Origin of the sequence: Streptomyces sp. NPDC058371, assembly GCF_042723265.1 — a bacterium.
Lineage (GTDB): Bacteria > Actinomycetota > Actinomycetes > Streptomycetales > Streptomycetaceae > Streptomyces.
The window spans coordinates 14,285-34,936 of sequence record NZ_JBHXJC010000006.1 but is presented as its reverse complement, the minus strand read 5'-3'; the positions used below and the strand labels follow the sequence as shown (position 1 = coordinate 34,936).

Annotated in this window: 16 protein-coding genes; 5 read left to right on the top strand and 11 right to left on the bottom strand. The window is 65.6% G+C overall.

What is annotated here, in order from left to right:
- Nucleotides 1-4: 4 nt before the first annotated feature.
- From ACFWM2_RS19805 to ACFWM2_RS19785, 5 genes are all read right to left on the bottom strand, one after another.
- Nucleotides 5-2,041: a hypothetical protein gene (locus ACFWM2_RS19805; RefSeq protein WP_383281205.1), complete on the bottom strand. Its 2,037-nt coding sequence runs from the start codon at nucleotides 2,039-2,041 to the stop codon at nucleotides 5-7.
- A 115-nt stretch (nucleotides 2,042-2,156) separates the two neighbouring features.
- Nucleotides 2,157-2,588, bottom strand: coding sequence for a hypothetical protein (locus ACFWM2_RS19800; protein ID WP_383281202.1), 432 nt, complete (start codon nucleotides 2,586-2,588; stop codon nucleotides 2,157-2,159).
- Nucleotides 2,589-2,826: 238 nt separating this feature from the next.
- The gene (locus ACFWM2_RS19795; RefSeq protein WP_383281199.1) at nucleotides 2,827-3,561 is read right to left on the bottom strand and encodes a hypothetical protein; all 735 of its coding nucleotides are present in this window, start codon (nucleotides 3,559-3,561) and stop codon (nucleotides 2,827-2,829) included.
- Nucleotides 3,562-3,571: 10 nt separating this feature from the next.
- On the bottom strand, nucleotides 3,572-5,926 hold the full coding sequence (locus ACFWM2_RS19790; protein WP_383281196.1) for a hypothetical protein: 2,355 nt from the start codon (nucleotides 5,924-5,926) through the stop codon (nucleotides 3,572-3,574).
- The gene (locus ACFWM2_RS19785; protein ID WP_383281193.1) at nucleotides 5,926-6,378 is read right to left on the bottom strand and encodes a hypothetical protein; all 453 of its coding nucleotides are present in this window, start codon (nucleotides 6,376-6,378) and stop codon (nucleotides 5,926-5,928) included. The genes ACFWM2_RS19790 and ACFWM2_RS19785 overlap by 1 nt, the downstream gene beginning before the upstream one ends.
- 578 nt (nucleotides 6,379-6,956) lie before the next feature.
- On the opposite strand from ACFWM2_RS19785, the gene ACFWM2_RS19780 reads away from it, so the two are divergent.
- The 5 genes from ACFWM2_RS19780 to ACFWM2_RS19760 all read left to right on the top strand — a co-directional run bounded on the left by ACFWM2_RS19780 (nucleotide 6,957) and on the right by ACFWM2_RS19760 (nucleotide 11,262).
- Nucleotides 6,957-7,388, top strand: coding sequence for a hypothetical protein (locus tag ACFWM2_RS19780; RefSeq protein ID WP_383281190.1), 432 nt, complete (start codon nucleotides 6,957-6,959; stop codon nucleotides 7,386-7,388).
- A complete protein-coding gene (locus ACFWM2_RS19775; protein WP_383281187.1) occupies nucleotides 7,388-9,115 on the top strand; it encodes a hypothetical protein in 1,728 nt (575 codons plus the stop codon). The genes ACFWM2_RS19780 and ACFWM2_RS19775 overlap by 1 nt, the downstream gene beginning before the upstream one ends.
- 155 nt (nucleotides 9,116-9,270) lie before the next feature.
- On the top strand, nucleotides 9,271-10,413 hold the full coding sequence (locus ACFWM2_RS19770) for a S8 family serine peptidase (RefSeq protein ID WP_383281982.1): 1,143 nt from the start codon (nucleotides 9,271-9,273) through the stop codon (nucleotides 10,411-10,413).
- A gap of 126 nt (nucleotides 10,414-10,539) precedes the next feature.
- Complete coding sequence (locus tag ACFWM2_RS19765; protein ID WP_383281185.1) at nucleotides 10,540-10,881, top strand: WXG100 family type VII secretion target; 342 nt, start codon at nucleotides 10,540-10,542, stop codon at nucleotides 10,879-10,881.
- Nucleotides 10,882-10,947: 66 nt separating this feature from the next.
- A complete protein-coding gene (locus ACFWM2_RS19760) occupies nucleotides 10,948-11,262 on the top strand; it encodes a WXG100 family type VII secretion target (RefSeq protein ID WP_383281182.1) in 315 nt (104 codons plus the stop codon).
- Between the two features lie 754 nt (nucleotides 11,263-12,016).
- Here the strand turns inward: ACFWM2_RS19760 and ACFWM2_RS19755 are convergent.
- The 6 genes from ACFWM2_RS19755 to eccCa form a co-directional block, all read right to left on the bottom strand.
- Nucleotides 12,017-12,313 carry a hypothetical protein gene (locus tag ACFWM2_RS19755; protein ID WP_383281179.1) on the bottom strand — a complete coding sequence of 99 codons (297 nt, stop codon included), beginning with the start codon at nucleotides 12,311-12,313 and terminating at the stop codon, nucleotides 12,017-12,019.
- 296 nt (nucleotides 12,314-12,609) lie between these two features.
- Nucleotides 12,610-13,101 carry a hypothetical protein gene (locus tag ACFWM2_RS19750; protein ID WP_383281176.1) on the bottom strand — a complete coding sequence of 164 codons (492 nt, stop codon included), beginning with the start codon at nucleotides 13,099-13,101 and terminating at the stop codon, nucleotides 12,610-12,612.
- A gap of 119 nt (nucleotides 13,102-13,220) precedes the next feature.
- A complete protein-coding gene (locus ACFWM2_RS19745) occupies nucleotides 13,221-15,545 on the bottom strand; it encodes a hypothetical protein (RefSeq protein WP_383281979.1) in 2,325 nt (774 codons plus the stop codon).
- Entirely contained in the window at nucleotides 15,545-16,057 is a 513-nt protein-coding gene (locus ACFWM2_RS19740) for a hypothetical protein (RefSeq protein WP_383281173.1), read from the bottom strand. Before ACFWM2_RS19740 ends, ACFWM2_RS19745 begins: the two co-directional genes overlap by 1 nt.
- 93 nt (nucleotides 16,058-16,150) lie before the next feature.
- A complete protein-coding gene (locus ACFWM2_RS19735; RefSeq protein ID WP_383281170.1) occupies nucleotides 16,151-16,381 on the bottom strand; it encodes a hypothetical protein in 231 nt (76 codons plus the stop codon).
- A gap of 58 nt (nucleotides 16,382-16,439) precedes the next feature.
- Nucleotides 16,440-20,408, bottom strand: coding sequence for a type VII secretion protein EccCa (gene eccCa / locus ACFWM2_RS19730; protein WP_383281167.1), 3,969 nt, complete (start codon nucleotides 20,406-20,408; stop codon nucleotides 16,440-16,442).
- Between the last annotated feature and the right edge of the window lie 244 nt (nucleotides 20,409-20,652).

The window sequence follows — 20,652 nt, the reverse complement described above, 5'->3', positions numbered from 1 at the left end:
TTGCTTAGCCTCCTGAGACACCGCGTGCTCGACTGATCCCGGCGTCAGCGGCCTGCTCGGTTGAGTTTCGAACCGGATAGGGCGTCGGGCCGTCGGACCCGTGCACCTTCCACCACTCGTTGCTCAAGGCCATCAGCTGAGAGATTCGCTTGTTGTAGCTGGCCACGTTCTCCTCGGCCGCTTTGTCTTCCAGACGCCTCTGCTCGTCGGACAACCACTCATCGGTGACGTAGTCAAATGCGACTTGCACCTCGTCCCCACCCACCGGGAGGTGGCTGATGGCCTGGTCCACGACCCACTTGCCCTCGAACGGCTCGGCCTCTGGCGCAGTGGCCGTCTGGGCATGCGCCTCCTCAAGAAAACCAACCGTCCGCCCCGCACGAAGCAACGACTCCTCGGGGTCCCGCTGCCCGGCCCGGTGAATGTCGGAGACCAACGCATGGTTGATCTCCCGATTCAACGTCCCGTACGCCCCTTGGTCCTTGGACACCTGCTTGATGACCTCGAAGAGTTCGTCCTGCTTCAGCGGGGACGAGGACATGTCGACGCTGCTGGCAGCGGCATGCACCGTGTCCCCGTGATTGACGAGGATCTTGGCCATGGGCCCCCGGAGCGAATCCGGGAAATCGTCGCCGCTGTCGGCCAGATACTTCAGTGACGACCGAAGAACCGCGTTGTTGTCTTTGGAGTGACGGACGAACTCCGCCTGCTTGTCGGAGGGATCGATCCCCGTCGTCGCGGCTTGGAGCGCGGCGCCGAACCCGGCGCGATCGTCCCCGTCCAGGGCGCTTCGGTAGACAGAGGCTTTCGCTCCGTCCTGCTCCTGCAGGACGACTTGCCAGTCACGCTCCTGCATCAGGTACTTCATCCGGTGGTCGGAGTTGAGATAGGTGGCCGCAGTGTCCGGATCGTGGCTCATGACACCGAGGAGTCCGTCCAGCGGATCGTTGGCGAACCAGCCGTCACGCTTGCCGGCGTACTCACCCTTCAGATCCCAGATGTCGGGATCCTGTTTCTCCGCCTTGATGATGTCGTCCCCCATGTCAGTGAGGAACTGAGACGCGTACCCGTCCCCGTTCTCCATGAGGGTGACCAAAGCCTGATATCCACGGATCTTCTCAAGGCGGCCGCCATGGAAGTCGGTCTCGAAACGCTCTACGCCGACCCTCTGCACGTCGGCCCGCCAGTCCTCGTACCAGTCGGACTTGGTGTCCTTGGTCGCTGTGGCGAGCGTCCGGGCCAGCCCCGACTCGATGGCGGAGAAGTTGCCGACGCCCTTGCTTCCTGGGGCATGCACGAGATCGTTCAGGCGATTCGTCATCCTGATGGTCCCATCGGCACCGAGCCCGTCGAGGAACGTACGACTGAACGCCTTGTCCCCGTCGTTGTCGCGGAACGACCGCCGAAGCTCGGCGACTTCATGGGGCGAGAGTTCCGAGCCTTCGTTGAGCTTCAGGGCAATGGCATCGGCGGCCTCGGCCTCGTACCGCTCGATGTCGCCGGTGGCACGGGAGTTGAAACCGTTGAAGGTGCCGTCGGAAACATCCGAATCGAGCACTACGGCCTTGAGGGCGATCTCAACCCCTTGGTCGGCATCGCCGACGGCCCGGACCGCCTGATCAAGGCGTTCCTGCCAGGGGGCCGCCGCCTCACAGACCTTCGGTGCGTGCCCGGCGGCATGACCGGCTGACGTGTCATGCCGGTCGTCGTAGGAGACGACTCCCCGGTCGGAGACCCTTATCCCCGCCTCGATCGCGTCATGTCGTACGGCTCGGACCTTGCCGCGCAATTCGACGAACTGGGCGTGCGCGTCCCGAAGCAGCGAAGCGACGGCCTTGGCCTCGGTCTGGGCTGCCTTGAATTCCTTGAGGGTGATGTCGAACCGGGCGTTGGCAGCATGGGCGCTCAGCCCCTGCCAGGACTGCCCCACCGAAATGCCGTGCACATCCCGCCGGTACTGCTCTTCCCGCTTCTCGAACTCCCCGGCCATACCGTCCCAGCGATCGGCGGCGATGGTGAGAGCGGAGAGGTGAGTGCTCATGATCTCGTGATACGTCGGCATGGTTCCCGAAGAGTTGATACGGACGTGGTCGAACAACAAATGCCCAGCGGATGGCCGCGACAGCGAGCCAGGTGAACCAGGTGAACCAGGCGAACTAGAGAAGATCGAGGCCGGACGGCCGCCGCACCTGTGCGCCCACACTTACGTCGGTCTTCTGAAAGAGCGCGGAGGTGTTGCGCAGGGCATCCTTCTCCGAACCGAGCCGGTCCATCAGAGCCTTAACCTGCCGCTCCCACACCTTGTGTGCCTGCCGAAGCGCACCCGCGGTCACCCACCCATGCCCGTCCCTGGCCCCGAACTCCTTAACCAAGGCCCCGGTCTCCTCATCGGCCCAGCCCCCGGCCTTCCGCGTACCGGGCTCCAGGTGCTCCTCGATTGCCCGCGCCGCAGCCTTCTTCTCGGCAGGACTGGACGCCAGATCCGTCTGCCCACCAACGGACCCGCCCCGCTGCCGGGGAAGGGCCCGAGCCCCTACCCCGTCCTCGGCCACTCGCCCGCGCGCAGGCTCCCATTCATCCCACGTCATGGCAGGCCTCCTTGCTGTGCACGCACCTATGGTCGTCAATCAACTACGCAGAGTAGCAATAGGTGGTCACCGGAGCCGGGCGTCGCAGTCGGCCGGAGGAGTCGGGCGGCCCTCGCGTGGCGGATGCCGTTGCATACCGCTGGCGGCAACTCGTTGGAGGCATCTGCGTGGCGCGCATTGACCGTCGGGACCTGTGACACCGCGCGGCGGGGCCGGCCCAGACGAGGAGAGGGAGGGGTCAGTCGGCTGATGGCAGCGGCGTCAACGTGGCAATGCCTGCCGGCAGTTGGCTCTGCGCGAAGCACCCAGCCTTTTTGGCGACCTTGACCGCACTGTCGTGGGCCAGGTGCGTCAGGAGAGCAGGTTTATCGCTGTCTCGATATGAATCCAGGAGAGAGGTCCGCACGTCCACGGTCAGTACGGTGTCGTCGGATTTGCCAGGTCCCACAGGGCAGTTGAAGCCAAGCCAAGCTGATTGTTCGGTCGCACTTGCATAGGGTGCACTCGTACTTTTGTCGCCTTTTCCAGCCAGGTCGAACACGAAGTGGCCGTCAGTACTCGCCCAGCTGTAATCGCCCGATCGAAGATGCAGCCACTGAGTGGAGATCTGGAGCGTTCCGACCGTATGGGCGTCCCTTGGCTCCGGCAGGCAGAGGTAGATTCGCTTCCCGCTCCTCTCGACGGGCGCCTCGCCCCGCAGCTGCTTCGCCGCCTGGGCAAGTGACCGAGTGTCGATCGAGCCCGAGGTAGCCGGGGCCGCGAAGTGCTTGGAGCGAGTGAGCTTCTCCAAAGCCGAGCTGCCTTCGTCTCCGAGGAGACTTCCGCAGATCTGGGTCGCGGGCCGCCCTTGCTGAGTCTCAACGGGCGACGCCGACGGGGCCGAAGTGCCGTTGGAGGCCGAGCACCCACCCAACGCCATCCCGAGGGCGGCGGCGGACGTCGTCCACCAAAGTCTCTGCGCCGTGATGCTCATGAACGTAGCCTCATGGAGTGGGAAGCTGGCCGACATTCTCTTGCCTCTGACTACCGGTTGTGTAGCCCAGATTCTGCGCTCTGGTCAGCGCCTCGCTCAACTTCTGGTAGTCGTCCCGAGACCAGTCGGACGACTTGTCGGCACGCTCCAGCAACGAGTAGCCGGGCTGCCAGGAAGCCTGGTTTCCGTCCTCGAAGATATCGTTTCCGTCGGAGTGGTACTTCTCGGCGTTGTCCCTGTGATGCGCTTCCGCATACTGGTCCAAGTTGTGCTCGATGAGACCGCCCACCGCTCCTTCCGTCTGGTCGGCGACAATCGGTACCACCGTCGCGGCGAGCCCCGTCTCCGCCTCGGGGACGAATGAGAAAAGCCCGCCCGTCACGGCTCCGGCGATCATCTTGCTTCGCTCGATCCGATCATCCACGGCTTTGTTGTATTTCTCATCTGCCTGAGCGCCCTCGGCCTTGATCTCCTCTGCCCGTGACTTGTCCAGAACTCCCTGGACTTCCGCGCCGTTCCGCAGGGCGGTCTCGGCCTGAGTCGAGTTCACATCGCCGTCGGAATCGATCGTTGGTGGATGCGCGTGGACGAGAGACGTCGTGTATGCCTGCTGCGCAGTGCCCAAGTCGGCGTAGGCGTGCGGGTCTTGACCGAGTGTGCTGATGAACTTGGAAACGCCGAGGTGGCTGTTGTCGAAGTGAGCCCGCTCCTCGAGGGAGGTCCGTCCACCGTTGTCCATGGCGTAGAGCGACTTGTCGGCACCGCCGTCCATCGCCCAGTTGATGTCGTCGATATACGAAGCCCCGATCTTGCCGAGGCTGTCCCCGATACCCGCCTGCTTCTGCAGGAGCTGGGCTCCGCTGAGCCCGGTTTGCTTGTCGTCTTTGTACTCGGCGTCCTGGCCGTATCGCTCAACCACGCGCTCGGCGACCTTCGCTGTCTCGGCATCGCGGTGCAGTTCGGGCGGGTCGACGTCGTAGGACGCCCCCGTGGCCGCGGACTCGAGCGCATGGCCGAGTGAGTTGTATCCGGCGACATCCTTCGCGTCGGCAGTGGCGTGATCGTCGAACCAGTCACGATCCTCGGTGAGGTAGTCGAAGTTGCTGCCCTCGTTGAAGAAGTCCGTGGACGCATCGGAGTTGTGCCCCAACGCCTCCATGAAGCCGGTCATCGGATCCCCACCGGCATCGTTGGCCGCTCCGTAGTGCAGCCGCTCGAATCGACCGGAGTGGTCCCACGGCAACACGTCCTCTCGAGTGACGCGGCGCTGCAGGCCGGCATACTCATCGGAGGTGTGCTGCTTTTCGTAGCCGATCAGCTCGGTGCCGTAATCGTGCAGAAAGTCCGACTCGTACGACCCATTGCGCATCAGGTTGCTCATGACCTGGAAGCCGTACACAGGATTCTCGCCGTTCGGGCGCACGTCGGCGCCACCGAGCGAGATGACGTCGCTCTTCCACTTCTGCATGGCCGCACTGTCCGAATGGGTGGCGGTGGCAAGCGTCGCGCCGAGCTGCTTCTCCAGACCACCCAGCAGTTTCATGCGGGTCTTCTGCTCGTCGGACAGACCCTCACGGGACCGAGGGTTCACGGCGAACTGGTAGTCGTCCACGACGCCTGCGTAGAACTCCAGAGTCCTTTTCGGGCCGACCTCGGTGGCGAACCTCTCGGAGAAGAGCGGATCGTTCTTGTATTCGGCCATGGTCGTCGTGAGGGTGCTGAGCTCGGTGTTCGTGACCTCACTGGGATCCTTGTCAAGGATCTTGGCCAGGTCGTCCGCCGCCTTGACGGCTTTGGCCGCGGAGTCGCGGTCCTGGTAGCGGGCGTCAGAGAATCCGTACTTGGCCTGATCGACGATGAGCACCAGGACTTTGGCGGCGCTGTTGTCGCTTTCGGTCGCTTTACCGAGGATGCGCTGCACGTCATCACGGAGATTGTCGACGTCCTGCTGGTTGTTCTCGGGGAGATGAGTGCCTGGGGCGGCGCGACTGGGCGGGACGTTCATGCTGATAGTGAAAGTCCCCTTCCCCGTGTCCATGGCGGTCAGATTCTTCTTCAGGCCGCGCTCAAGGGCCTCCGTGAGCTGGGTGCGGTAGTGGATGAGTTCACCGCGAGTGTCGCTGAGGATCTTGGTGATGCTGCTGGCCTGGGTGTGGGCGTCGGTGAATTCCGCCGCCGTCTTGTCGATGAACTCTCGCGTGACGGTTGCGTTCACCCCGGCCCAGCTGGCCTTGTCGGCCTTGGCCTTGAGGTTCTTCTCGGCGTCGTGCTTGAGGTCCGCGAGCTTGGTGGTCATCTGCTCCCAGTCGGCGATGGCCTCGCCGAGCTGGGAGAAGTTTCCGAACCGGAGGGCGTCGAGATCCATCAGTGCTCAGTCCTGTGGTCGAAGCCCTCGTCAAGTGTGGAGATGCTGCTGAGCGTGCCGGCGATGTAGACCTCGTCGGCGGCGTGGGCACCCTTGGTGTAGTCGAGGTGATTGGAGATGTGGGCGGTGGCATCCAGCAAGGACTGGGCCTGATCCACCCAGCGCTCGGCCACGTGGTCAAGCGCGGCACCGAGGGCGAACCCTTGGTCCCTCAGCCCTCCTGCAGCGGTCATGGAGGCGATCCGGGCATGGTCGCTGTAGTGCGTGAAATCCTGGTGCAACTGGTACGCCGCGTCGCCCACGGCTGCAAGATCCGTCTGGCTCACCCGCAGATCACCCTCAGGGATCCCGCCGCTGCCGCCCGGGTCCGCCGGAAGCTGATTGAGCTGCATCTTCGTCGGCTGTCGCTCCGCCGCCTCCGCCTTCAGCTGTTCCCATTCGTCCCACGCCATGGGTTGCCCCCTTTCCCGTGTCCCCGCCCAAGGACGGGATGGACCGCCCGTCAACGTAGCAACTGACAGCTGCCCGCAGGTTTTCTACTTGCAAAGATCCGGTCACTCTGGTGCCGATGACCTGAGGGCAGGGGGAGACGTGGGCTTGCCGCCCGGGTACTTGCGATTCAGTGATTCAGCACAGTATTGGCGGATCTCGACACGGCACGCTCATGGCTCCGTGTCGTGGGCGGGTGCGCCGGGGGTGACGACTCGGCCGCTGTGCAACTGATGGACGGGCGCGTGCGGCCGCTGTTCGCGATGGCTACACAGCAACGACGAAGATCACAGCGATTGAGTAGCTCTACTCATGTCCTTGGGCCCCTCGGGCGCTTAGCGTTGTACGTGCAGGCAGGGGCGCAGGCGGAGGAATCAAGGTGTCGTGAAGGAAGAGTGAAGCTTCGCCAAGTGGTAGCACAGCTGTTGCATATGGCAGTTGGGACTGTCACAGGAAGTGACTAGAGTGGTGGCGTTGCGGACAGGAACGCCACGGGGGCGTGGTCGGCCGGGCAGGCGACTTAACGGGGAGGGAAAGCATCGTGCTTCCTGCGGACAGTGGTGGCGGGGGTAGCGCCGACCTCAAGCGGGGTCTTGAGGCGCTCACGACCTTCAAGAAGCGCGTGGACGGGGTGCTCTCGACCTTCACGGGTTCGGCGGGCAGTTCGACGAAGGTCGAGGCCCAGAGGATCTCTCGCGCCTCCTTCAGCGGCGCCGGCCAGTTCGACGAGGCCTCGGGGCTCTACACCCAGTACCACCGTGTCCACGAGAGCCTCACCTCACTGTCCAAGACGCTGTCCATGCAGATAGAGGCGCTTCAGATCGCCGTGCACGGCGCGGACATCGGCTTCGACAACCTCGAAGAGCATCAGCGGCAGCGTTTCTGGGAGATCCAGACCGAGGTGGGCCGTGAGCACGCAGAGGCGCAGCGCGAGAAGCAGTCCGACGACAAGCAGTACGGGGGTGGGTACTGATGGGTGACGGCAAGACGGAGCCGGGTGACCACAAGGCCGACCTGGAGCAGGTGGCTCAACAGGTGGGCGCCGTCGACGCGACCACCGCTGTGTCGCGGATACTGAACGGCACTTTCTTTGGTGGCGTGCGCTTCTTCGGCAAGACGGACTTCGAGAACCACGAGCTCAACCACATGATCGATCTGGTCGAGACCGCGAACCCGGACGATCTTGAAAGCGCAGGCAAGGCGCTGTGGGATGCCCGCGACTCCATCAAGGACGCTGCTGAGGAGTTGAGCGGTCACATTGACCGGGTCGACTGGGAGGGCGAGTCGGGAACCGCGTTCCGTACCTGGGGCAACAAACTCGTCACTCACACGCATGGCCTCGCGGAGTTCGCGGATGCCGCTGGCACTCAGATCACGGCGGCGGGTACGGGGTTGGCGTCCGTCCGTAGCGCCATGCCGCCCCGGGACACCCGTGACAACCCGAAGGCGCCCGACAAGATCCCGACGCCCGCGCGCGTGGACACCAATCACGAGTACGTCCAAGCAGTGAAGGTGGAGAAGGACCGGCAAGAGGCGATCAACCAGATGAATCGGTTGTCGTCGTTCTACGCGGTGTCGGAGGAGGCGTTGGCGGCGCAGGAGCCGCCTACGTTTGAGCCGATGCCCAGCGTGGGGGTGCCGAAGCCGGAGCAGCCGACCTATACGCCTGAAAGGCCGGGCGGCACCCATGAGAACGGGAACCTTGCCACCGTTCATAAGTCTTCGACGGACGGGCAGCAGCATGTGACGGGCGTGATTAGCGACTCACGTCCGGTCGAAGTGACGCCGCCGCTCAAAGACGTGGACGACGTGATTGGCGATCCACCCCGGGACGTCGGTACGGACATCGACAGCGTGGATACTCTGCCGCAGGAAACCACGCGACCGGTGACTGGCACTCCTCCTTCGGTGTCCGGCCAGCACTCGGCTACCAGTGGGACGGTTCCGCCCTTTACCGGCACCCCAGTGCCTCCCACCTTTGGTGGGCCGGTCGGCCGTGCCCCCGGGCCCGCTGGAGCGACAGGGGTAAGGGCCCCGATCTCGGCGCAAGGGCGCCCGAGCCCTCAGGGGAGCACCTCCGGAGGACGTTCTGGACGGGGCCCGATGGGCCCGATGGGGCGCGCAGCCGCTACCGGGCAGGCGGGAGGCCGGGGGACGGGTGCTGCGACGGGTAGGTCGCCGATGGGCCGGGGTGTCTCCGGCGGGACACCACGTCCCGCCGGTGGAACAGCGGCCGGTCGCGCCGGCGGCGCGGGCTCCACAGGAGCCGGGCGCGGTAATGGCGTTGTGGGAGGAAAGCCCGCAAAGAGCCCTGCCTCGGGGGCAACTGGATCTCGGGTGCCCCGCGGTACGGTCGTCGGCGCTGAGGGCACAGCCAGCTCGCGGACGCCAGGTGGCAAGATCGCACAGCGTGGCGTCATCGGAGCACCCAACTCGACCACCGGTAACCGCAACGGGACGGCTCGTCCCTCTGCGGGGAACCCTGACGGAGTTGTGGGCACCCCCAATGGCAGGGCCTCCGCCGGTAAGAGGGGCGGGGGCGTCTCGGGTGACGAGGCAGCCGGACGTGGCCCGGCGGGTAGCCCGCGTGGTGCGAAGCGGGATGATCGCCAAGGCGCGCGCCACTCCCGACGCTCCGCTGAGGGAGAGACGCCTCAGCCCGAGAGTGAGCGGCGCAATGAGCCGCCAGTGACCGACTGACACGAGCGAGGACTAACAGAGGCATGAAGTCAGCGAGCAGCCGACGCGGCAGACTCACCACGGCTTTCGCGGGTGGTGCTGTAAAACGGGTTTCTGCCGTGTGCGCGGCTCTGGGCACATTGGTTGTCGTGTCTTCGGGCCTGGCCCCGGGCGCGATGGCCGACGACGTCCAGTCGAAGCAGTGGAACTTGGACGCGATGCACGCTGACGACATGTGGAAGGTAAGCACCGGCAAGGGTGTAAAGGTCGCGGTCCTGGACACAGGGGTCAATCCGGCGACACCTTCCCTGAAGGGGCAGGTGCTTGCCGACGAGGTTCCGAAGGCTGTCGCCTTTCATGCCACGAAGGACTATGACAGCCATGGGACGACGATGGCGGAGGTGATCGCCGGTACCGGTGCCGGCGGCGGCTTGAAGGGTCTCGCGCCAAGCGCGAAAGTCGTTCCCTACCGTGTGCTCGTCACCGGTTTGAGCGGCGAAGAGAAGAAGAAGACGCCTGGTCCCGCCGAGGCGATCAAAGCCGCTGCAGACACTGACGCCAAGATCATCAACATGTCCTTCGGCAGCGACATCATCGATCCGGACGTCGAGGCGGCCGTGAAGTACGCCCACTCCAAGGGAAAGCTGATGTTCGCCGGTGTCGGTAACGACGCGGAGAAGAAGAACTTCATCGGCTATCCGGCTGCGTATCCATACGTCGTCGGGGTTGCTGCGGCTGATGAATCCGGCACGGTGGCCAAGTATTCGGAACACGGCTACTACGTTGATCTCGCCGCCCCCGGTCTCGATCTCCCGCAGTACTGTGACGCGACCTACCACTCGTACTGTGATGGCGGAGGCGGAACAAGCGCAGCCACCGCCATCACCTCCGGCTCCGCCGCCCTTATCTGGTCCGCCCACCCCGACTGGACTGCGAACCAAGTCCTCAACAGCCTGATCAACACCGCAGGCCGGGACTGGCCGAAGGCCACGCCGAGTAAGTACCTCGGATACGGACTCGTCCGACCCCGCAAGGTGCTGGCGGACAGTGACTTCAATCCGGGTGCGGCTGGCACGGATCCGCTCAGCAAAGAGAACGCGCTGAGTGACGCGGCCGACTCAACTGGCTCACCCTCTGCCTCCGCATCAACCTCGTCACAGCCCCCGAAAACCACTTCAGGTGGCCAGACTTCAGCGGCAGGATCAAGCTCGGGATCGTCCGACGACAACACCCTGTGGGTGGCTCTCGGGGCAGCGGCAGCCGTGGTGGTGGTCGGAGGCGGGGCCTTCGTGGTGCTGCGTTCACGGCGAGGCGCATGACCACTCACGCAAGACGTTTTCGCGCGGGCAGTTCACGTCTGTGCGGAAATGCATCAACCAACGCCTCACCACGGGGTGATGTGCGTGTGACAAGGCGAACCACAGCTCACGAAACGGAGTCCAGACATGGGTGCTGATGGCCGTAAGTTTGATGATGCCAGGGCGCAAGCCCTCCAGACGAACGTCCTGGACCGGTACGACTCGATCAGGAAGCAGCTCGCTTCCCTCCAGGGGACCATCGACATGATCGAGGCCAACTGGACGGGCCACGGGGCCAACGCCTTCAAGGGCAAGCAGACCGAGATCAACGACAACATGGCCTACATCGGTCGCATGCTCGACGGGTTCCTCGACAAGATCCACCTGACCAAGAAGGACAAGACCGCGCTCGAGGACGAGCTCCACGGGGACATCAACAGCATCCAGACGGACCTCGGTGGAAAGACGTCGGCTCTCAACAGCTACTGACGGCGCTGAGTCGTTCGCTTTCGGATCGCTAGGTCCGCCTGTAATCGTCAATGAGATGAGGGAAACATGAGCACCCCACCCGTCCACTCCCAGTACCAGGACCTTGCCGTCAAGTACGGCGTCATGGACGCGCTCTCCACGGAGCTCGGTAACCAGGCCAAGAGGCTCGAAGAGGACCTCTCAGCGCTCAAGAAGGCCGTGCTCGACGCGGCAGAGGGCTGGGGCGGCGAGGCGTACGACGCGTTTCACGCTCGCTCGAAGGAGTGGGACACCCACGCCAACTCCATTCACCAGGCGCTGCTCGCCATCTCGCAGAAGGTGCACACCGCGGGCGGCGACTACCGGGGCGGCGACCTCAAGGCGGCCGGCTACTTCCAGTGAGACCGGCCGGTCCAATGCATCAGGGTGGGCACGCACGGGAGGTGCCCACCCTGCTCTGCGTCCACTGAGAGAACGGGACTTGACTGTTCCCGGCCGAGGCGGCAGCGGCTTCCTGCGGTGGATCGCCGGGAGCCGCGTACAGCTCCGTCAAGCGCAACCGTTCTTCTCTGGGACTTTTCGGGTGTAGTCAACGGTCAGGCTCTTCATCGCCGCGTCGTCGGCTCGGCCGGATGCGAAGACCTGTATGACGGCAAACAGCGCCTGGTCCGGGTGGGCTGAATCAGCGCAGCTCTCCGCTTTCCCGACCGCCCCTGTTCCCGAGTAAATGTACTTCTCGTCATCCGTGACGTGACCGGGTTTGACGCGCGCGTGAACGGCGGCAACGTCGGAGACAGTTCCCTCTTTCTCCTACCGGATCTGCCCCGCGATGACGGCGACCTTGCCGTCGACGCTGACCTTGCATCGTTCGGTTCCGCCGTTGGGTGATTCCTGTTGCGTCGAGATCTTCTTTCCGGGCGGGAGGAAAGGAGGGAGCGGATCGGACTTCACGGCTACGCCGCAGAGTGAACTCGGCAGCGCGTACTCACGCTTCTCACCTTTCGAGCAGCCGGCCAGTGTGCCGGCAGAGATGAGGGCTGCCGCCAGGGCAGCGCTCCTCCCGCACCTCGGTGAGAATCGGAGTCGAGAGCCCCGCAAGGCCGCGTACCTCCCCTTCAGAGTCGTGGAAAGACTTACTCGAGGACGGTGGTGGTCGCTATGCCCCCGACCCTGCCGTACACTCGGCCGATTTCTCGACCGTGTCCGTGTAAGAGACGATGACGCGCTTCATGGCGTCGGCGTCCTTGTGCTTAGACCCCTCCGCCTGTACGGCGGTGTACAGCTCCTCTTGGTACTTAGCGTCAACGCACCCCTGGGTCTTGCCGAAAGACTGGTTGCCCGAGTAGAGGAAGCGTCCTCCCGATGCTGAACGATCGGGGTCCTGGAGGGTCTGACCGGCCGCGAAATAGGCCGTCGTCTTTCCCTTTTCCAGCCATGCTTGAGTGGTGGACAAGACGACATTGTTGTCGACGACGACCTGGCACCCCTTGACGCCTATACCTGTATAGGAGTGGTTCCTGACGGTGATCTTGCGGCCGGGTGGAAAGAATGGTGTGAGGGTGGCGGAGTCAATCTTCGTTCCACACAGTGTGCGCGGGACCGCATACTCACGTTTCTGTTCGTCCCCGCCGCACCCCGACATCACACAGACGAGAGTGGTGGTCGCGGCGATGGCGGCCCCACGGGATCGTATCCGGTCATGCACCCGCCCCGGCACGGATGGCTTGGTCGGGTGCGCCCCTCGGTGCCTCACTGGCATTTGCTCGACCGCTCAACTTCCTTGGTATACCTCGTGATGAGCCGCTTCATCGCGGACGCGTCCCGCTGTTCGGGTGTGTACACCTGCATCGCGGTGTACAGCACATGGTCGACGTGATCGGGACTGGTGCAGGACTTCGCCCTTGCGACTCCGCCGGTACCCGAAATGACGTATGTGCCATTCGCCGTCGGCTGGACCGAGTCGAGCTGTGGGTGGGCATCGGCGACGTCGGTGATGTTGTCGCCCTTCTGCCACCACTCCTGGCTCGCTACCAGCGCCACCTTGCCGTCGATATTGACCTGACACCGTTCCCTGCTGGGCACAGGGTTCTTTTCCTGGATATCGATCTTTTTTCCCGCGGGAAGGAAACCTGAGACCAGATCCCGGTCCATCGAGACGCCGCACAGTGCCTTGGGCACGTCGTACTCCTTCTTCTCAGTGGATGCCGAGCAGCCGACGAGCGTGCCGAACGCCACGAGCATCGTCGATACCTCTACGACTTGTCGAGCAAACAAGTGGAACGCCTCTCCTTTGAATCGGCTGGACTGGTCTGGACGGGAGTCGGTCTCGAATCGGTCGGGAGATCAGCTGCCGTGGTGGGTCAGATGTCCGTCACGAGTTCCGGCGCCACTCGATCCATGTAGGAACCGGCTTCCATGAATCCCTTGGACGATTCATCCTCCGCCCAGGTGGCCACATCGCCCGGGTGGGCGAGGGCGTGGGCCCTGGCAGCCTCGGAAGCGGCCCTTCGGGTGTACTTCATGTTGTTGTCCTGGCCGTTTTCCCAGTTCTCGCCCATCTTGGGGCCTGCGTCGTCCTTGGCGCTGCCCTCTGCGTCCTTGAACAGCTCTTCCAGGACCACGCTGGTCACCGTTCCGGCAGCGCCACCGACTCCCGCTCCGACTACAGGAGAAGCGATGAAGGACGTGCCGATCCCGACCCCAGTGCCGACAGTTCCCGACACGACATTCTTCCACTGGGAGACCGAGTGGTCGTAGTCGTCGTCCGAGGTCGCGGCGGGTCCCGCGATGGCCTCATTGCGCCCCATGGCCAGGGTTCCCGAGACCGCGCCCGAGTGGCGTGCGATATCCCGGACCGTAAGCTCCAGATCGTGATTGGGGCGCTGACTCTCTGGCAGGTCCGGGTTCAGGTGATAGTCCATCAAGCTGGCCATGTAGCTCTTCTGACCTACCTCGACCGCGGCATATCCTTCTGGATTCTGACCGACAGTAAAGAGAAAGCGTGAAACGTCGCGGTGGTTCAGCTCGGCAGAGGAACCGGCAACAGGGTAGAGATTCTGGATCCGCTTCCATGCGTCCTGACCATCGCGGTCACCCGCGTCCGGATGAGGATCCACATCTGTCGCCGCGCGGTTGATGTCAGGAAGGTATTCGGAAGCAATCTGGCCCATGCTGTCCGACATGTAGGAGTGACCCGTGAGGCGTCCGTTGTCATCCGAGACGGAGGTCACGATGCTCTCGAAGAGCTTGGTCTGACCTTCGTCATGGGCGGCCGTATCCGCCGTCGGCAGCTCACCCGCCGGATGCCCCGTAGTCCCCGCCTCCAGTGCGAGAGCCAGATTGTTGCGGCCCTCGATGCTGTCGTCGCCCTGGTCGTTCTGGTCCTGGGGCCAGTCCCGCTCCTCGAAGAGGTACTCGAAGTTGGACAGGGACTTCTTGACGTCCTTGCCATCCTTCTCCTCGGTGAAGTCGTGGTCCTCGTCGTCGCTGACGAAGGTGCCGTTGAGGAACTCCGTGGAGGCGTCAGGGCTGTTGGAGAGGGCCTTGAGGTAGCCGGTCATCGGGTCCCAGCCGGAGTCGGTGCCCGTGCGGTTGAGGAGCGGGTCCATCCCCATGCGCTGCCAGGCCCCGTGCCGCCCGTTGCCCGTGAACTTCTTCTCGGTCTCGATCAGCTTGTCGCCGTAGTCGACCAGGAACCGGTCGTCGTAGTCGCCCCACCGCATGAGGTTGCTCATGACCTGTGCGCCGAGGGGGAGGCCGCCGTTGCGGCCGACGGGCTGGTCGGCCAGGTCGACCATCCTGCTCTTCCACTCGGTCATGTCGGCCGTGTCGCTCTGCGTCGCGTTGGCCAGGGTGAGACCGAGGTTCTTCTGGAGGTCGTCGTACTGGTCCACCCGCTTGCTGCCGATCTCCCAGGCGCTGTGCGGGTCGTTGATGCCGGTCCAGAAGTCCAGCGTCCCCTCGGGCCCGAGGGTCTTGGCGAAGCGCTCCGCGAACAGGTCGTCGTTCGCGTACTTCTTCAGGCCCGCGTTGAGCCTGTCGAAGTCCTCGACGGTGAGGTCCTCGGGCTTCTTCTTCGCCAGCGCGGCCAGCTCGTCGGCCTCCTTGACCGCGTCGGCCGCGGAGTCCCGGTCCGAGTACTGCGCGTCGGAGAAGCCCAGCCGGCTCTGGTCGACGAGTGCCTGCAGCACAGTGTTCGCCGAACTGTCGCTCTCCGTCGCGTCGTTGAGGATCTTCTGGACCTCGTCGCGCAGCGCGGTGACGTCATTCGCGTCGTGTTCCGGGACCGTCGTCCCCTTGGCCGCACGGTCGGGGTGGATGTTCATCGTGACGGTGAATCCACCGTCGGCCGTGGTGGTCACCGTCAGGTTCTTCTTCAGGGCCCGCGTGAGGGCACCCTCGAGCTTCTCCTGGTAGTCCTTCAGCTCGTCGAGTGTGTCCCGGAGGATGTTCCGGATCGAAGTCGCCTGAGTGTGGGCGTCCGCGAACTCGCCGGCCGTCTTGCCGACGAACTCCTTCGAGACGGTGGCGTTCTCGCCGGTCCAGTTGGCCTTGTTGGCGGCGCCTCGGAGACCTTTCTCGGCGGATTCCTTCAGCTTGTCGAGGTCGCCGACCATCGTCGTCCAGTCGCCGACGGCTTCCTCGAGCAGTTTGAAATTGGCGAACCGGAGCGCGTCGAGGTCCATCACTTGCCCTTCTTGTCGCTCGAGTCGCCGTACACCGGATTCTTCTCGCCGGGCTCACCGACGCGCTCGTCGAATCCCGCGTCCAGGACGTCGATGCTGCTCATCTGCCGCCGGATGTAGTGATCGTCGTTCGCGTGGAGCTTCTTGGTGACCTGCATGTGGTTGGCGATGTGTGCGCAGGCGTCCCGGAGTGAGGACAGCTGCTCGTCCCAGCGGGTCGACACGTGCTGCAGTCCGCCGCCGAGTGCGAAGCCCTGCTTGGAGAGGTCTCCCGCGGCCTTGTCACTGCTGGGAACCGCCTTGCGTCCCCTGTCCCACAGATCGTTGTACAGCGTGAACGCGTGATCGCCGATCTTCGCCAGGTCGCCCTGGTTCACGGTGAGGTCGCCGTACTGAGCGGGGTCCGGTGTGGTGCCCCCTCCGCCGCCGGGTTCCAGCTGGTTGAGCTGCATGTGGGGCGACTGGCGTCCCGCCGCCTGCGATTTCAGCTGTTCCCACTCATCCCACGCCATGCGCGGATCCCTTCCCCGTAGCCCGTCCTCGGGACGGGACCATTCGTCACTGTCAACCAGCCAGATCCAAGCGGGAGTTGTGCAAACGCCACCTCACATCTGCGAGGCCAGCGAGAACGTCCAGACGGCCATGCCCACCATCAGGGCGGAACAAAGCAACGCCACGACCCGCTGCGTCCGGAACGCCGAGTCGGACGGTTCGTTCGCCGCCGGGTCGCGGAAGCGGCGCGCCTGGAACCGCCACCACAGCGCTCGCTGGTCGGCCGAAGCCAGGGCCGCCAGTGCGAGGGCGAGGAAGATCAAGAAGATACCGACCCCGACCATCAGCGCATCCCCTCCGTCAACACGGCATTCCCTCGGCCAACAGCGCGTCTCTCCGCCTTCAGTCCGTCTCCTCCGGCACAAATCCCGTCTGCACCAACGGCTTTCCCCGCCGACGCGACACGAAGACGCCCCGTCCCACCGGCATGGGCCGCGGCCGGATGCCGCCCAGAACGTCGCCCTCACCGGGGTCGCCCGCCATCACCACACCCTGCGCGCCCAGTTCCTTCATCCGCTGCATGAACGGCTCGTACGAGGCACGTCCCGCGCCGGCCGTGGACCGCGCGATGATGAAGCGCACGCCGACGTCCCGGGCAAACGGGAGGAGTTCGGTCAGGCCGCCCAGCGGGTTGCCGCTCGACGTGGACACCAGGTCGTAGTCGTCGACCACGACGTACACGTTCGGCCCCTGCCACCAGCTCCGGTCCCGCAGCTGCTGCGCGGTCACGTCGGCCGTCGGCGTACGGCGTTGCATCAGGTCCGCGAGCGCGCCCATGTGGTGGTCCATGGCGTTGGACATCGGGATGTACTCCGCCAGGTGCGAGGCCGGGGTGACGTCCAGCAGCGTGCGGCGGTTGTCGACCACGAACAGCTTGCACTCGTCGCCCGAGTACCGCTCGGTCAGCTGCTTGATCAGCAGCCGCAGCAGATTGGACTTGCCCGTCTCGCTCTCGCCGAAGACGAGGAAGAACGGGTCCTGCTCGAAGTCGACGAAGACGGGTTCGAGGTTGTCCTCGTCGAGGGCGAAGGCCACCCCACGCCGGGGGAAGCGGTCGCCCGGCGGCAGTTGCGCGGCCGGGAACTGGCGCGGCAGCAGCCGGACCTCGGGCGCGCCCGGCGCCTCCCAGTGACGGGCGACCTCCGTGGCGAGCGCCGCCGTCGCGTCGGCGAGATCCGTGTCCGAGGTGAGCCCGTCGATCCGCGGTACGGCACCCATGAAGTGCAGCTTGTGCGGCGACTGACCGCGGCCCGGCACGCCCGTGGGGACGTTCGCCGCCACCTTGCGGTCCAGCTCGGAGTCCATCGTGTCGCCGAGCCGCAGCTCCAGGCGGTTCATCAGGTGGTCCTTGAGGTTCGCGCGGACCTCCATCGACCTCGACGCGGTCAGCACCACATGGATGCCGTAACCGAGACCGCGCGCGGCCATGTCGAGGACGATCTGCTCCAGAGCCTCGTAGTCCGTACGGAAGTTGCCCCAGCCGTCGATGATCAGGAAGACGTCGCCCCAGGGCTGGTCGGTCAGCGAGACCTCACCGCGGGCCCGCTTGGTGCGGAACTCCGCGATCGAGGAGATACCGGAGGAGCGGAAGTACTCCTCGCGACGCGTCATGACGCCGTACACCTCGGCGACCGTACGGCGCACCTTCTCCGGGTCGAGACGCGACGCGACACCGCCGACGTGCGGCAGCCCGGCAACCGCCGACAGACCGCCACCACCGAAGTCGAGTCCGTAGAACTGCACTTCGTACGGCGTGTGGGTCAACGCGAAGGAAGCGATCAGCGTGCGCAGCAGGGTGGACTTGCCGGACTGCGGGCCGCCGACGATCTGCATATGGCCGGCCGCGCCCGAGAAGTCGGCCCACAGCGGGTCGCGCCGCTGCTCGTACGGCTTGTCGACCAGGCCGAGGGGGACGACGAGCCGTCCCGCCCCCTCGTAGCCGGGCTGGGTGAGCCCCCGGCCCGGCACGGCGGTGAGTCCGGGCAGCAGCCCGTCCAGCGACGGCGGGCTGTCCAACGGCGGCAGCCACACCTGGTGGGCCGCGGGCCCCTGCGCCTCCAGCCGCCGCACGATCACGTCGAGGACGGTGTCCGCCAGCGCGTCGTCCGTGTCGGACGACGCCTCCGGCCGCTGCTGCGGTACGGCCACGTACTGCACCGGCACCTCGGCCGCCGTGAACACCACGGGCCGCCGGTCCAGCGGCAGCGGCCCGCCCAGCGCGGCGGCCCGCGCCGGTCCCGAGCGGTACACCCCGGAGACGTACGCGGCCTTGAACCGCACCATCTCGTCCGTACCGAACTTCAGGAACCCCGAACCGGGGACGTTCGGCAGCTCGTAGGCATCCGGGACACCCAGCGCCGCACGCGACTCGGCGGCCGAGAACGTCCGCAGACCGACGCGGTACGACAGATACGTCTCCAGGCCGCGCAGGCGGCCCTCCTCCAGGCGCTGCGACGCGAGCAGCAGATGCACGCCCAGCGAACGGCCGATCCGGCCGATCTGCACGAACATCTCGATGAAGTCCGGCTTCGCGGTCAGCAGCTCGCTGAACTCGTCGATCACCAGGACCAGGGAGGGGATCGGCTGGAGCGGCGCGCCGGCGGCGCGTGCCTTCTCGTAGTCGTGGATGTTGGCGTAGTTGCCCGCGTCCCGGAGCATCTCCTGGCGTCGGTTGAGCTCGCCGCGGATGGAGTCGCCCATGCGGTCGACCAGTGTCAGGTCGTCCGCCAGGTTGGTGATCACGGCCGCCACGTGCGGCATTTGTGCCATGCCCGCGAAGGTGGCACCGCCCTTGAAGTCCGCCAGGACGAAGTTCAGGGTCTCCGAGGAGTGGGTGACCGCCAGACCGAGCACGAGCGTGCGCAGCAGCTCCGACTTGCCGGAACCGGTCGCACCCACGCACAGGCCGTGCGGGCCCATGCCCTCCTGCGCGGCCTCCTTGAGGTCCAGCATCACGGGACGGCCGTCCTCGCCCACACCGATCGGCACGCGCAGCCGCTCGGCGAGCGAACGCGGCCGCCAGGTGCGCTTGGTGTCCACCGACGCCGCGTCTCCGAGGGCCAGCAGATCCGTGAACTCCAGGTTGGCGAGCAGCGGTTCGTCGTCGTCACCGCCCGACGCCATGCGCAGCGGAGCCAGCTGCCGCGCCAGCGCCTCGGCGGACTCGTACGAGAGCACGTCCGGAGTGCCCTCGTAGACGATGCCGTGCCCGGACTCCAGGTGCAGTTCATGCGGGTGTACGACGATGGAGAGGTCACCTTGCACGCCCGTCGGCTCGCCCGGAACGACCTCGACGACTGTCACGCCCTGCAGGCCCTCGGGGGAGGCCAGGACCGAGTCGGGCAGCAGTGACAGTCCGTCGAGTACGACGACGATGTGTGGCAGGTCGGTGACCGGGGCCGCGTTGGGGTGGAAGCGCGGGCGGCCGGTCAGACGCGTGGCGAGCAGATCCTCGAGCTCGCGGGTGTCGCTGCCGATGAGGCGGCGGCTGCCCGCGCCGTCCACGGCGCCGGGGGCCTGCACGTGCGGCAGCCACTTCGCCCACTCCCAGTGCGGCAGGGCTTCGCGCCCGGCCGCGACCACGATGGTCAGGTCCTCAGGAGAGTGCAGCGCGGCCAGCGAGCCGGTCAGGGCGCGCGCCGAGGCACGTACCGACTGCGGCTCACCGCTCACGGTGACGTGGTAGAAGGCGCGCAGCGAGACGGCCATCGGCAGGTCGTCCAGCGTGCTGTGGGTGGCGACGAATCGCTGCATCGCGCCCGCGGTCAGCGGCTCCAGCTGGTCCACGGGACCGGTCTCGGGGGCCACGAGCGGGGTGGCGAGCGACTGCGGGCCGAGGCCGACGCGGACCTGTGCGAAGTCCTCGTCCCCCGGGCGGCGCTCCCACACCCGGCTGCCCTCGGCGACCAGCGCCCACAGCTGCTCGGGGGAGGGGTGCAGGTAGTACTGGGCGTCACGCTGCGCCCTCGCCGTGCCCAGCGCCGAGCGCCGGGTCTGTGACAGATAGCTCAGGTAGTCGCGGCGCATGTCCGCGAGCTGGCCCTGGGAGCCGCGGCGGAAGCGGACCACCATCGCGATGGACATGGCCACCGTCGAGGCGATCATGACCATGCCCATGATCTTCATGAACGGCTGCCCGTTCGTGAAGAAGAACACCACCGAGCCGCCCATGCCCAACGTGGGCAGCAGCTGCATCAGGACACTGTCCTGATGCCCCCGCGGAAGCTCGGGCGGAGGTTGCAGCACAACCTCTGCCGTGGGCACTTCGGACGGCAGCGCCCGCGGTGGGCGCTTCACGACGATTTGGCTCACTGCTCACCAATTCCCTTGCCGGCCCCAGGGTCTTCCGCCCGCCGCCCCGTGTCAGGCGGACGCAGGCCGCCGCGTGATCCTACTGACTTCACAGGGGACCGGTGGGCGGTAGGGTGCCGGATGTTCGCGTGAGCACACGTGAACCGGGCCGAAGAATCAGGGCATTTCGCGCGATGTGGAGGTGTGCGAAGGCCCCTGGACGGCTGGATGGGCCCCGGTCCCGCGCCTCGCCAGGCGATCGGCG

Excerpts from the sequence above, each read along its gene's own strand:
- ACFWM2_RS19795 (WP_383281199.1), bottom strand. The coding sequence starts at position 3,561 with ATGAGCATCACGGCGCAGAGACTTTGGTGGACGACGTCCGCCGCCGCC.
- ACFWM2_RS19735 (WP_383281170.1), bottom strand. The coding sequence starts at position 16,381 with ATGGTCGGGGTCGGTATCTTCTTGATCTTCCTCGCCCTCGCACTGGCG.
- ACFWM2_RS19760 (WP_383281182.1), top strand. The coding sequence starts at position 10,948 with ATGAGCACCCCACCCGTCCACTCCCAGTACCAGGACCTTGCCGTCAAG.
- ACFWM2_RS19750 (WP_383281176.1), bottom strand. The coding sequence starts at position 13,101 with ATGCTCGTGGCGTTCGGCACGCTCGTCGGCTGCTCGGCATCCACTGAG.
- ACFWM2_RS19740 (WP_383281173.1), bottom strand. The coding sequence starts at position 16,057 with ATGGCGTGGGATGAGTGGGAACAGCTGAAATCGCAGGCGGCGGGACGC.
- ACFWM2_RS19745 (WP_383281979.1), bottom strand. The coding sequence starts at position 15,545 with ATGGACCTCGACGCGCTCCGGTTCGCCAATTTCAAACTGCTCGAGGAA.
- ACFWM2_RS19785 (WP_383281193.1), bottom strand. The coding sequence starts at position 6,378 with ATGGCGTGGGACGAATGGGAACAGCTGAAGGCGGAGGCGGCGGAGCGA.
- ACFWM2_RS19800 (WP_383281202.1), bottom strand. The coding sequence starts at position 2,588 with ATGACGTGGGATGAATGGGAGCCTGCGCGCGGGCGAGTGGCCGAGGAC.
- ACFWM2_RS19790 (WP_383281196.1), bottom strand. The coding sequence starts at position 5,926 with ATGGATCTCGACGCCCTCCGGTTCGGAAACTTCTCCCAGCTCGGCGAG.
- ACFWM2_RS19805 (WP_383281205.1), bottom strand. The coding sequence starts at position 2,041 with ATGAGCACTCACCTCTCCGCTCTCACCATCGCCGCCGATCGCTGGGAC.
- ACFWM2_RS19765 (WP_383281185.1), top strand. The coding sequence starts at position 10,540 with ATGGGTGCTGATGGCCGTAAGTTTGATGATGCCAGGGCGCAAGCCCTC.
- ACFWM2_RS19770 (WP_383281982.1), top strand. The coding sequence starts at position 9,271 with ATGGCCGACGACGTCCAGTCGAAGCAGTGGAACTTGGACGCGATGCAC.
- ACFWM2_RS19775 (WP_383281187.1), top strand. The coding sequence starts at position 7,388 with ATGGGTGACGGCAAGACGGAGCCGGGTGACCACAAGGCCGACCTGGAG.